The sequence below is a fragment of the Saccharothrix longispora genome (assembly GCF_031455225.1).
Lineage (GTDB): Bacteria > Actinomycetota > Actinomycetes > Mycobacteriales > Pseudonocardiaceae > Actinosynnema > Actinosynnema longispora.
Genome location: NZ_JAVDSG010000001.1, coordinates 4,974,440 through 4,986,195 on the forward strand (window position 1 = coordinate 4,974,440; position 11,756 = coordinate 4,986,195).

At 74.6% G+C, this 11,756-nt stretch carries 11 protein-coding genes; 5 read left to right on the forward strand and 6 right to left on the reverse strand.

Annotated elements, in window-relative coordinates; genetic code table 11:
- Nucleotides 1-49: 49 nt before the first annotated feature.
- Complete coding sequence (gene rpmI / locus J2S66_RS20320; RefSeq protein ID WP_306750196.1) at nt 50-244, reverse strand: 50S ribosomal protein L35; 195 nt, start codon at nt 242-244, stop codon at nt 50-52.
- Nucleotides 245-350: 106 nt separating this feature from the next.
- Nucleotides 351-959, reverse strand: a complete 609-nt coding sequence (gene infC / locus J2S66_RS20325; protein WP_306750195.1) for a translation initiation factor IF-3 — start codon at nt 957-959, stop codon at nt 351-353.
- 275 nt (nt 960-1,234) lie between these two features.
- Here infC and J2S66_RS20330 point away from each other — a divergent pair, with 275 nt between their 5' ends.
- Both J2S66_RS20330 and J2S66_RS20335 read left to right on the forward strand, forming a co-directional pair.
- Nucleotides 1,235-1,588 carry a DUF1844 domain-containing protein gene (locus J2S66_RS20330; protein ID WP_306750194.1) on the forward strand — a complete coding sequence of 118 codons (354 nt, stop codon included), beginning with the start codon at nt 1,235-1,237 and terminating at the stop codon, nt 1,586-1,588.
- A 150-nt stretch (nt 1,589-1,738) separates the two neighbouring features.
- Nucleotides 1,739-3,247, forward strand: coding sequence for a S8 family serine peptidase (locus J2S66_RS20335; RefSeq protein ID WP_310308764.1), 1,509 nt, complete (start codon nt 1,739-1,741; stop codon nt 3,245-3,247).
- A gap of 45 nt (nt 3,248-3,292) precedes the next feature.
- Here the strand turns inward: J2S66_RS20335 and J2S66_RS20340 are convergent, their stop codons facing one another.
- Nucleotides 3,293-3,889, reverse strand: coding sequence for a hypothetical protein (locus J2S66_RS20340; RefSeq protein ID WP_310308765.1), 597 nt, complete (start codon nt 3,887-3,889; stop codon nt 3,293-3,295).
- Nucleotides 3,890-4,012: 123 nt separating this feature from the next.
- On the opposite strand from J2S66_RS20340, the gene J2S66_RS20345 reads away from it, so the two are divergent.
- Nucleotides 4,013-6,313 carry an ATP-binding protein gene (locus J2S66_RS20345; RefSeq protein WP_310308766.1) on the forward strand — a complete coding sequence of 767 codons (2,301 nt, stop codon included), beginning with the start codon at nt 4,013-4,015 and terminating at the stop codon, nt 6,311-6,313.
- 207 nt (nt 6,314-6,520) lie between these two features.
- On the opposite strand, the gene J2S66_RS20350 is transcribed toward J2S66_RS20345, so the two are convergent.
- Genes J2S66_RS20350 through J2S66_RS20360 form a run of 3 tightly spaced genes read right to left on the reverse strand, consistent with a single transcriptional unit; the run spans nt 6,521 to nt 8,633 of the window.
- A complete protein-coding gene (locus J2S66_RS20350; RefSeq protein ID WP_306750190.1) occupies nt 6,521-6,904 on the reverse strand; it encodes a RidA family protein in 384 nt (127 codons plus the stop codon).
- A 14-nt stretch (nt 6,905-6,918) separates the two neighbouring features.
- Nucleotides 6,919-7,668 (reverse strand): IclR family transcriptional regulator, encoded by a 750-nt coding sequence (locus tag J2S66_RS20355; protein ID WP_310308767.1) that lies wholly within the window; start codon nt 7,666-7,668, stop codon nt 6,919-6,921.
- Nucleotides 7,665-8,633, reverse strand: coding sequence for a sugar kinase (locus J2S66_RS20360; protein WP_310308768.1), 969 nt, complete (start codon nt 8,631-8,633; stop codon nt 7,665-7,667). Before J2S66_RS20360 ends, J2S66_RS20355 begins: the two co-directional genes overlap by 4 nt.
- Before the next feature lie 97 nt (nt 8,634-8,730).
- Between J2S66_RS20360 and J2S66_RS20365 the strand changes: the two genes are divergently transcribed.
- Both J2S66_RS20365 and J2S66_RS20370 read left to right on the forward strand, forming a co-directional pair.
- The gene (locus J2S66_RS20365; RefSeq protein WP_374726103.1) at nt 8,731-10,002 is read left to right on the forward strand and encodes an amino acid deaminase; all 1,272 of its coding nucleotides are present in this window, start codon (nt 8,731-8,733) and stop codon (nt 10,000-10,002) included.
- 10 nt (nt 10,003-10,012) lie between these two features.
- Nucleotides 10,013-11,602: an N-acyl-D-amino-acid deacylase family protein gene (locus J2S66_RS20370; RefSeq protein WP_310308771.1), complete on the forward strand. Its 1,590-nt coding sequence runs from the start codon at nt 10,013-10,015 to the stop codon at nt 11,600-11,602.
- The last annotated feature ends 154 nt before the right edge of the window (nt 11,603-11,756 follow it).

Genomic DNA, 11,756 nt, shown 5'->3' on the forward strand with positions numbered 1-11,756 from the left:
GATCTCGTGGGGCCGGGTGAGCGGCCCCGGGTGTTCAAGGGGGAAGGTCTTAGCGGCCCAGCAGCTTCTTCAGCCGCGGCACGTCGTTCTTCGCGACCTCGGTCGTGCCGGAGAGGCGGCGCGTCAGCTTGCTGGACTTCTTCTCCAGCAGGTGGCGCTTGCCGGCCTTCTCCCGGAGGAGCTTGCCGCTGCCGGTGACCTTCACGCGCTTGGAGGTCCCGCTGTGGCTCTTGTTCTTGGGCATTTCCGTCCTCAGTCTCGTGCAGCCACCAGGCATGGGGGCGGCCGTGCTTGCCCCCCGACCCGTGAGGGCCGGGGGCACCGGTTCCCGACCCCTGGGGGCCGGGAGATCACTCCTCGACAGACTCCGCCGGCGCCTCGTCCTCGGCGCTGTCGTGCTTGATCGGGCGGGTCTTCGTGGTCTTGTGCGGGGCCAGCACCATGATCATGTTGCGGCCGTCCTGCTTCGGGTTGGACTCGACGAACCCCAGCTCCGCGACGTCCTCAGCGAGCTTCTGGAGCAGTCGGTAGCCCAGCTCCGGCCGGGACTGCTCACGGCCGCGGAACATGATGGTCACCTTGACCTTGTTCCCGTGCGACAGGAAGCGGGCCACGTGGCCCTTCTTCGTCAGGTAGTCGTGCGGGTCGATCTTCGGGCGGAGCTTCTGCTCCTTGATGACCGTCAGCTGCTGGTTGCGGCGCGACTCGCGTGCCTTCTGCGCGCTCTCGTACTTGAACTTGCCGTAGTCCATGAGCTTGCAGACCGGCGGCCGAGCCTGCGCGGCGACCTCGACGAGGTCGAGATCCGATTCCTGGGCGAGTCGGAGCGCGTCCTCGATGCGAACGATCCCGACCTGCTCGCCGTTCGGCCCGACCAGTCGAACCTCGGGCACGCGGATGCGGTCGTTGATGCGCGGCTCGGTGCTCACGGGAGCACCACGGTTCGAGGGACTTGTCATTCACGTCCTTTGTGACTCGTTGTGCGCCAAAGACAAGAGGCCCCACACCTGCCCGGTGTGAGGCCCGCTTCCGACCGATCGCACGGCGAAGGGCGCAGTCCACCCATCACCGGACCGGACCCGGCCACCTGCTCGAAGCGGCGGACGCGGGTGGGAGCGGGGCTCCACTTGCCGTCCCCACACGGGTGGGGACTGGTCGCGCCGAAAATAGTACCAGACGAGCTTGTCAACCCCCGAATCGGCGAGCCGACCGGCGGAGTTGCGAGAATGGCGCCGTGACCGACCTGCCTGCCGACAACGCCCCGGACAACGTCCGCGAGCTCTCCGACGTCCCCAGCGTGGAGGTGATCAGCAAGGCGGCGATCATGCTGCTCAGCTCCGCCGCCGAACGCCTGGGCCTCGCCGACGAGGACCCCGACACGAGCCCGCGCCGCGACCTGGACGAGGCCCGCCGCCTGATCACCGCCCTCGCGGGCCTGGTCACCGCCTCGGTCGAGTACCTCGGGCCGCACGCCGGCCCGCTGCGCGAGGGCCTCCAGTCGGTCCAGCGGGCGTTCCGCGAGGCGTCCGTCTTCCCGGACGAGCCGGGCCAGGGGCCGGGCGAGAAGTACACCGGCCCCGTGTACTGACGCGGCCCGCCGCCGACGCGGCGCGCCGCACCGAAGGCCGACCCGAAGGCCCGCCCGCCACGTCCTGTGACGGGTGCTCACCCCGTGCCATGGTCGAGGGGGTTCGCGCGAACCCCCTGATCCCCGACCCTGCACGAGGGAGAACCCGACATGGGAGAGTTCCGCGCGCCCTGGGCCAGGTTGGCGGGTGCCGGCGCGATCGTCGCGGCCACCGCCGCGCTGGTCGCCGCGCCCGCCCAGGCCGCCGAGGCGTCGATCCGCGACGCGGGCGGCCCCGACGCCGTGGCCGGCAGCTACATCGTGGTGCTCAAGGACGGCCGCGCGTTCACCTCGGAGGTGGACGGCGAGGTCACCCACCGGTACTCGGCGGCCCTGAACGGGTTCGCCGCCAGGATGTCGGAGGCCGCGGCGAAGCGGCTGGCCGCCGACCCCGCGGTGGACTACGTCACGCCGGACCGGCACGTGCGGCTGCTGGCCGACCAGCCGAACCCGCCGTCGTGGGGCCTGGACCGGGTCGACCAGCGCGACCTGCCGCTCGACGCGAACTACCGCTACGCCACGACGGCGGCGAACGTGCACGCCTACATCGTGGACACGGGCATCCGCACGACGCACCAGGACTTCGGCGGGCGGGCGACGTTCGACGCCAACACCACCGGGGACGGCAACGACACCGACTGCAACGGGCACGGCACGCACGTCGCGGGCACGGTCGGCGGCGCGGCGCACGGCGTCGCGAAGGGCGTGCGGCTGCACGGCGTGAAGGTGCTGTCGTGCTCGGGTTCGGGCACGATCGCGGGCGTCGTGGCGGGCGTGGACTGGGTGACGGCGAACGCGGTGAAGCCGGCCGTGGCGAACATGAGCCTGGGCGGCGGCGCGAACGACGCGCTGGACGCGGCGGTGCGCAACTCGATCGCGTCGGGCGTGTCGTACGCGGTGGCGTCGGGCAACTCGAACGCGAACGCCTGCTCGTACTCGCCGGCGCGGGTGGCGGAGGCCATCACGGTCAACGCGAGCGACTCCGGCGACGGCCGGGCGACGTTCTCCAACTGGGGCACGTGCACGGACCTGTTCGCGCCGGGCGTGGGCATCACGTCGGCGTGGAGCACGGGCGACTCGGCCACGAACACGATCAGCGGCACGTCGATGGCGTCGCCGCACGCGGCGGGCGCGGCGGCGCTGCACCTGGCCGCGAACCCCGGTGCGACGCCGCAGCAGGTGCGGGACGCGCTGGTGTCGGCGGCGACGCCGAACAAGGTGGCCAACCCGGGCACGGGGTCGCCGAACCTGCTGCTGTTCACGGGTTCCTCGACGCCGCAGCCGTCGAACGACACGCTGCTGCGCGGCGAGTCGCTCCAGGCGGGCCAGTCGCGGACGTCGGCGGACGGGCGGTTCACGCTGGTCATGCAGGGTGACGGGAACCTGGTGCTGTACACGGCGGCCGGTCAGGCGCTGTGGTCCTCGGGCACGTGGGGCACGGGCGCGACGCACGTGGTGCTCCAGGGCGACGGCAACCTGGTGATCTACACGGCGGCGGGCGTAGCGAAGTGGCACACGCACACGTGGGGCACGGCGGCGGACCGGCTGATCGTGCAGAACGACTCGAACGTGGTGCTCTACGGCCCGGGCGGGCAGGTGTTCTGGCACCGCATGGGGTGACCCGGCGGTGACGCCGGTCCGGGCCCCGCGCCCGGACCGGCCCCGTCAGGCCCGCACGCCGCTGGCCCGCAGCTGCCGGGTCGCCAGGGCCCGGACGACCTCGGGGTCCTGGCGGCGCCAGCCCTCGACCGGGTCCTGGGGGAAGTTCGCCAGCTCGCGCAGGGACAGGTTGTTCAGCGCGTGCAGCGCGAGCAGGTCGAGGCGGCCCTGGTCGCGCAGCCGCGCCGCCGCGCTCGCCCGGCGGGCGAACCTCAGCCGCAGCGGCAGCCAGGTGATGAGCAGGAACGCGACGGGGATCGCGACGAGCGCCACGGTGAGCCACTGCGCGGTGGTCTCCACCGCCTGGATCTGCGTGTTGCCCGCGTCGGACAGCGTGCCCCCGGCGTCCTTGCCCCGGTCGAGGGCCTCGGCCAGCCGGTCGCCGACCAGCGGCACGTCGCGCGCCTTCGCGGCGGCCTCGCCGAACGTGTCGGTCAGGCCGCGCCCGGCGTCGACGAGCCCGTCGCCGGGCGCGCGCAGCGCGCGGACGGCCTCGCCGACCGCCAGGGCGAGGGTCGCCCAGAACCACACCCAGGCCACCGCCACGAGGTCGGCCACCACCTGCCGGGCCAGCCGGGCAGGACGGTCCGCGTACCACTTCATGGTGCGTGGTCTTACCAGGCTCGGGCCGTCCGGGGACCGCGGTGTGCCGGATCGTGCGCGAACGGTCACCGTTCGCGCCGCCGGGCGGCGGTGTGGCCCGTGCGGGCTACTAATGTCGAGGGCGTGGGTACGACGTTCGGTGACCTGCTGCGGGCGCACCGCCGCCGGGCGCGGCTGACCCAGGAGGAGCTGGCGGGGGGTTCCGGGGTCAGCGTGCGGGCGATCAGCGACATGGAGCGCGGACGGGCCCGCGGACCGCAGCGGCGCACGGTGGAGGCGTTGGCGGGCGTGCTGGCGCTGGCGCGGCACGAGGTCGAGGAGCTGCTGGACGCGGCCAAGGAGGGCCGGGCGCGGCGGGCACCCGAGCCGCCGGTGGCCCAGTCGGCCCTGCCGCCGGACGTGGCGGACCTGACGGGCCGGGACGACGAGCTGGCCGCCCTGGACGCGGCGGGGTCGGCGCTGCGCGCGACGTCGCTGGTGGTGCTGCACGGACCGCCGGGCGCGGGCAAGACGACGCTGGCGGTGCGGACCGCCTACCGGCTGGCGGGGCGCTTCCCCGACGGCTGCTTCTTCTTCAACCTGCGCGGCATGGACGCGCGGCCGGTGCACCCGTCGGAGGTCGTGCACCGGATGCTGGTGGCGCTGGGCGTGGACGAGAAGCAGGTCCCGGCAGGCGAGGCCGAGCGCTCGGACCTCTACCGGGCGCTGCTGCGCGAGCGGTCGACGTTGCTGGTGCTGGACAACGCCTCCGACGAGGGGCAGGTGCGCCCGCTGCTGGCGACCGGCGCCGGTTCGCTGGTCCTGGTGACGTCGCGGTTGGTGCTGGGCGGGCTGGAGGCGGGCCTGCGGCTGGGGCTGGACGTGCTCGACGCGGACGACTCGCTGGAGCTGCTGGGCGCGATCGCGGGTCGGGCGCGGGTCGGCGCGGAACCGGTGGCGGCGGCGCGGGTCGCCGCGCTGTGCGGGCACCTGCCGCTGGCGCTGCGCATCGCGGGCAACCGGCTCGCCAGCCGTCCGAAGTGGACGATCGCGCACCTGGCGGAGCAGCTGGGCGACGAGCGGCGCAGGCTGACCGCGCTGACGGCGGGCGACCTCCAGGTGCGCACCGCGTTCGAGATGTCCTACCGGCAGCTGGGCGCGAAGGCCGCGGTGCTGTTCCGGCGGCTGTCGCTGGTGCCGGGCGCGGACTTCGGGGCGGACCTGGCGGCGGCGCTGGCCGACGTGGACCGGTTCTCCGCCGAGGACACGCTGGAGGAGCTGGTCGACGTGAGCCTGCTCGACACCGCGGAGGTGCCGGGCCGGTACGTGTTCCACGACCTGGTCCGGGTGTTCGCCGGGGAGCGGCTGGTCGACGAGGACCCGGCGCCCGTGGTGGAGCGGGCGCGGCAGCGGGTGGTGGACCTGCTGCTGGACACCGCGGTGGCGGCGGCCGGGTTCTTCGGGCCGGACGCGGACGGCTCGCCGGTGGGCGGCCTGCGCGGCCAGGAGGACGCCGACGCGTGGCTCACGGCGGAGACCGCGAACTGGACGGGCGCGCTGCGGTGGGCGGCGCGGGACGGTCGGCACGGGGACGTGCTGCGGCTGGCGACCGCCGTGCACTGGTACTCGGACCAGCGGGGGCGCGGCGAGACGTGGGTGGAGGTGTTCACCGCGGGCGTGGCGGCGGCGCGGGCGCTGGGCGGCGTGCGCGACGAGGCCGTGCAGCTGAACTTCCTGACCTGGACGCTGGGCGTGCTGCTGCGCCGCCACGACGAGGCGCTGGCGCTGCACGACGAGGCGTGGCGCGCGGCCGTGGCGTCGGGGGACGTGGTCGAGCAGGGCTGGGCGATGCACTACCGGGCGGTGTCGGAGATGCGGTCCGGCCGGCTGGAGGCTGCGCGGGGCGACGCGCGGCGGGCGCAGGTGCTGTTCCGCGGGGCGGGGTACGCGCTGGGCGAGCAGATCGCGCTGTCCTGCCTCGGGCTGGTGCTGCACGGGCTGGAGCGGTACGAGGACGCGGTGGTCGTGCACCGGGAACTGCTGGGGGTCGTGCGCTCGGGCCGGTTGGGCCTGGCGCCGGCGATGACCGCGGAGATGACGGCGCAACTGCTGGTGCGCACCGCGCACAGCCTGGCGCCGCTGGACCGGTGGCCCGAGGTGCTGGCGGCGGCGGACGAGGCGCTGGCCGCGTTGCGCGGGACCACGGCGCCGTCGACGCTGTGCACCGCGCACCACCTGCGCGGGGTCGCGCTGCACCGGCTCGGCGACGCGGCGGGTGCGCGGGCCGAGCTGGCACGCGCCGTGGGGCTGGCCGACGAGCAGCGCCACCACGACCTGGCGGACGTGCTCGACGCGCTCGCCGACGTCCTCGACGACCTCGGCGACCCGGTCACGGCCGGGGGGTTCCGCGACCGGGCCGCACACGTGAGGTCAGCCGATCGGTGATGCGTTCCTCGCCATCGCCGGGGTCCTTCCATGACGTGCTCTCGGGTGGTCCCAGTCAACCGCCCGGCGGCGCGGGGCACCACGCAGAACAACCGGCAGAAGTACACCGGTTCCCCCGGACGTGAACGCGCGACTCACGGGTCCCGAACGCACGACTCACGGGTCCCGAATGCACGACACGCGGGCCGTGAACGCACGACACGCGGGTCAGTCGAGGACGGCCAGGGCGTCGATCTCGACCAGCAGGCCCTCGGGCAGGCCCACGTAGACGGTGGTGCGGGCCGGGAACGGGGTCCCGGTCACCAGGGCGTTGTAGGTCTCGTTCATCTCGGCGAAGTGCGCGGTGTCGGTGAGGTAGACGCGCAGCATCACCACGTCGGCCAGGGACGCCCCGCCGGCCGCCAGGACGGCCTCCACGTTGCGCATCGCCTGCTCCGTCTGCTCGGCGACGGTGTCGCCGACGATCGCGCCGCTCCCCGGGTCGAACGCGACCTGCCCCGCCACCTGGAGGATCGGGCCCTTGCGGACGCCCTGGGAGAAGGCGGCCACGGGGGTGGGCGCGGCGGCGGTGCGGATCTCGGTCTTCGACATGCGTTGTCCTCTTCTCAGTCGCGCGGCGACCAGCCGCACTCGACGGACGCCGCCCGCGCGGTCGCGAGCAGGTCGGGCAGGTGGCCGAGGAGTCCGTCGAAGTCCAGCAGGACCTTCGGCACGGACATCGACACGGCGGCCACCACCTCGCCGCCCGCGCCCCTGATCGGCGCGGCGACGCAGTGGATGAAGTCCTCGTGCTCGGCGTTGTCCACGGCGTACCCGGCGGCGCGCACGCGCTCCAGCTCGGCCAGGTACGCCTCGGGCGTGAGGAGGGTGTTCGCGGTCAGCGGCACGTAGTCGATGGTCGCGGCGACCTCGCGCCGCCGCGCCTCGGGCAGGTCCGCCAGCAGCACCTTCGCCACGGCCGTGCAGTGCAGCGGGGCGCGGCGGCCGATGCGGGAGTACATGCGCATCGGGTGGGTGCTGTCGTACTTGTCGATGTAGATGACCTCGCCGCCCTCGTAGGACGCGAGGTGGACGGTGTAGCCGGTGCGGGAGTTCAGCTCGCGCAGCGCGGCCTCGGCGCTGCGCCGCACGTCGCGCTCCTCCAGCGCCCGGTTGGCGAGGTCGAACAGGGCGGTGCCCAGCCGGTAGTGGTGCACGCCGTCGCGCTGCACGAACCGGTGCGACTCCAGGGTGCGCAGCAGCCGCAGGGCGGTCGACTTGTGGACGTCGACGACGCCGGACAGCTCCTCCAGGGTCTTCGGCCCCGTCGCGAGTTCACCCACCAGCGTGAGGGCCCGGTCCAGGCTCTGGCTCATCGACGTCTCCTCAGGTGTGCGGCGGCCCACGTGTCCGAGTCGGCGTCCAGCAGCGGCGCGGTGACGTGGGACGGCAGCGACTCTCCGACATCCTCCCTGGTGAGCAGGGCGGAGGCGGCTTGGAGGTGCCCGACGCGCAGCCGGCGGGCCGGCGGTTCGCCCGCGAGGTGGGCGGCGAGGTAGCCGGCGGCGAACGCGTCGCCCGCCCCGACGGGTTCCACGACGTCGACCCGCAGGGCCGGCTGGAACGTCGTCGCGCCGTCCTCCACGACGGTCGCGCCGCGCGCGCCGTGCTTCACGACCAGCGTCGTCGGACCGGGCAGCAGGGCGCGCAGCCCGTCGGGGTCGCCGGTGCCCCACACGGCCTGCGCCTCGTCGGCCCCGGCGAGCACGACGTCGGCGGCGTCGGCGAGCTCCCGCAGCACGGCGGGGTCGCGGTCGCGCCACAGGGCGGGCCGCCAGTTCAGGTCGAACGACACGGGCGCCCGGCGCGGCGCGGCGAGCACGGCCCGCAGCAGGTCGAGGCAGCTGTCGGACAGGGCCGCGGTGATGCCGGTGACGTGCACGAGCAGCGCGGCGCCGAGGTCGAGGCGGTCGAGCGCGTCGGGGCCGAGCGCGGAGGCGGCCGACCCGCGCCGGTAGTAGCGGACGCGGCTGCCGGCGGCGTCGGCCTCCTTGACGTACAGGCCGGTGGGCCGGTCGGGGTCGACCCGCACGCCGGTGACGTCGACGCCCGCGCCGCCGACCGCGTCGAGGACGGCCCCGCCGAACGCGTCGTCGCCGACGGCGCCCACCCAGCGGCTGCGCACGCCGAGCCGGTGCAGGTGGATGGCCACGTTGGACTCGGCGCCCCCGATCACCCGGGTCCACGTGCGCGCGGCGCGCACCGGTCCGGGTCCGGCCGGCACCAGCACCGCCATGGTCTCGCCGAGGCACACCACGCCACCCGGCAGGTCGAACCGCATCCGTGCTCCTCCCAGCGCCTTCGCATTGACGGGCGGCGAGCCGAATGTTACACACTTCGACATCACATCGCGCAATAGCCGTTGCGTATAATGCAACGTGAGGAGTGCCGATCCCGTGGACCTCGACGCTGTGGACGCCATCCGCCACGACCGCGTGGACTGGCGCTTCAAGGGCCTGCCCGCCGACGCGTTCGGCGGCACGGTCGGCGAGCTGGTCGACCGCCGGCCCGACCTGTTCACCGACGGGTTCGTCGGCCCGCTGGTCGTGCTCGACGCCTCCGCCCTGGAGCACAACCTGGCCACCATGGCCGGCTGGTGCGCCGAGCACGGCGTGCTGCTCGCCCCGCACGGCAAGACGACGATGGCCCCGCAGCTGTTCGCCCGCCAGCTGGCGCACGGCGCGTGGGGCATCACCGCCGCCACCATCAGCCAGGTGCGCGTCTACCGGGCGTTCGAGGTGGGCCGCGTCCTGCTGGCCAACCAGCTCGTCGACCCCGCGGGCCTGCGGTGGCTGGCCGACGAGCTGGCCGACGAGACGTTCGAGTTCACCTGCTGGGTGGACTCGGTGGCGGGCGTCGAGCGGATGACGGAGGTGCTGGGCACACCACCGAGGCCGGTCGACGTGCTGGTGGAGCTCGGCGCGCCCGGCGGCCGGACCGGCGCGCGCGACCACGACACCGCGCTGGCCGTCGCGCGGGCGGTGCGCGCCAGCCCCGCGCTGCGGCTCGCGGGCGTCGGCGGCTACGAGGGCGCGCTGGCGCACGACGCGTCACCGGGGGCCCGCGCCGCCATCGACCGCTACCTGGAGTCGTTGCGGGACCTGGTGGTCCGGCTGCGCGACGAGTTCGAAGTGGACGAACCCGTCGTCACCGCGGGCGGCAGCGCGTACTTCGACCAGGTGGCCGCCGCGCTGACCCGCGAGTGGCCGTTCCCGGTGCGGCCGGTGCTGCGCAGCGGTGCGTACGTCACGCACGACGACGGGTTCTACCGCGGCATCTCGCCGCTGGGCCGCACACCCGGCGCGGAGCCGTTCACGCCCGCGCTGCGGGCCTGGGCGCAGGTCGGCTCCCGCCCCGAGCCCGGCCTGGCGCTGCTCACGCTCGGCAAGCGCGACGCGTCGTTCGACGAGGGCCTGCCCGAGCCGCAGCTGGTGCGGAGCCGGGACGGCGCGGTCCGGCCGCTGGACGCGGAGGTCACCGCGCTCAACGACCAGCACGCGTTCCTGCGGCTCTCCCCCGACGACCCGGTGGAGGTCGGGGACTGGGTGGGGCTGGGCCTGTCCCACCCGTGCACGGTGTTCGACAAGTGGCAGCTCATCCCGGTGGTCGACGGCACCACCGTCGTCGACCTCGTGCGCACCTACTTCTAGGGGCTGCGGCGTGGACATCGTCTTCCGGGGCGCGCTGGTGGTCGACGGCACCGGCGCGCCCGGCCACCGGGCGGACGTGGGCGTGCGGGACGGGCGGATCGCCGCGATCGGCGACCGGGTCACCGGCGGCCGGACCGTCGAGGCCGACGGGCGCGTGCTCGCGCCCGGCTTCATCGACATGCACTCCCACTCCGACCTCCAGGTGCTCGCGAACCCCGAGCACCTCGCCAAGGTCACCCAGGGCGTCACCACCGAGGTGCTGGGCCAGGACGGCCTGTCCTACGCGCCCGTGGACGACGACGTGCTCGCCGTGCTGCGCGCCCAGCTCGCCGGGTGGAACGACGACCCGGCCGGGTTCGACTGGGACTGGCGCTCGGTCGGCGAGTACCTCGACCGGCTCGACCGGGGCATCGCCGTCAACGCCGCCTACCTCGTGCCGCAGGGCACGCTGCGCATGCTGTGCGTCGGCCACGAGGACCGGCCGCCCACCGACCGCGAGCTGGACCGCATGCGGGAGGTGCTGGCCACGTCGCTGCGCGAGGGCGCGATGGGCCTGTCGTCCGGCCTGACCTACACGCCCGGCACGTACGCCGACACCGCCGAGCTGACCGCGCTGTGCCGGGTCGTCGCCGAGCACGGCGGGTTCCACAGCCCGCACCACCGCAGCTACGGCGCGGGCGCGCTGGAGGCGTACGCGGAGATGATCGCCGTGTCGCGCGCCTCCGGCTGCCCGCTGCACCTCACGCACGCCACGATGAACTTCGAGGTCAACCGGGGCCGGGCGGGCGAGCTGCTGGCCCTGCTGGACGGCGCGATCGCGGACGGCGCGGACATCACGCTGGACACCTACCCGTACCTGCCGGGCGCGACGTACCTGTCCGCGCTGCTGCCCAGCTGGGCCGGCGAGGGCGGTCCGGACGCCACGCTCGCCCGGCTGTCCGACCCGGCCACCCGCGAGCGCATCCGGGTGGAGGTCGAGGAGGTCGGCTCGGACGGCTGCCACGGCGTACCCGTCGACTGGGAGGCGATCGAGGTCAACGGCGTGCGCCGGGCCGAGAACGGGCACCTGGTGGGGCTGTCCGTCGCCGAGGCCGCCCGCCGCGCCGGTCGGCCGCCCGCCGAGCTGTACTTCGACGTGCTGGTCTCCGAGCGCCTCGGCACCTCGTGCCTGATGCACGTGGGTCACGAGGACAACGTGCGGGCGATCATGCGCCACCCCGCGCACACCGGCGGCAGCGACGGCCTGCTCGTCGGCGACCGGCCGCACCCGCGCGCCTGGGGCACGTTCCCCCGCTACCTCGCCCGGTACGTGCGCGAACTGGGCGTGCTCGGGCTGGAGGAGTGCGTGCACCACCTGACCGGGCGGGCCGCGCGTCGGCTGCGGCTGGCCGACCGCGGCCTCGTGCGGGAGGGCTTCGCCGCCGACCTGGTGCTGTTCGACCCGGACGCGGTCGCCGACACCGCCACGTTCGACGAGCCCCGGCAGGCCGCCGCGGGCATCACCCACGTCGTCGTCAACGGGGTGCCCGTGCTCGACGACGGCCGGCGCACCGGCGCCCTGCCCGGCACGTCCCTGCGCAACCCCCGGAGCCGCCCGTGATCGACTGGTCGCGGCACCCGGCGGGAGGCTGCCGACACCGTCCGGGCTCGGCACCGCCCCACCGCGTCGGCCGGTCGGTCGAGGAGACCTTCCGGACGTGGACCGCGCCGCGGACGACCCGGTCGGTGGTGGGCTTCGCCGTGGCCGCGCCGCT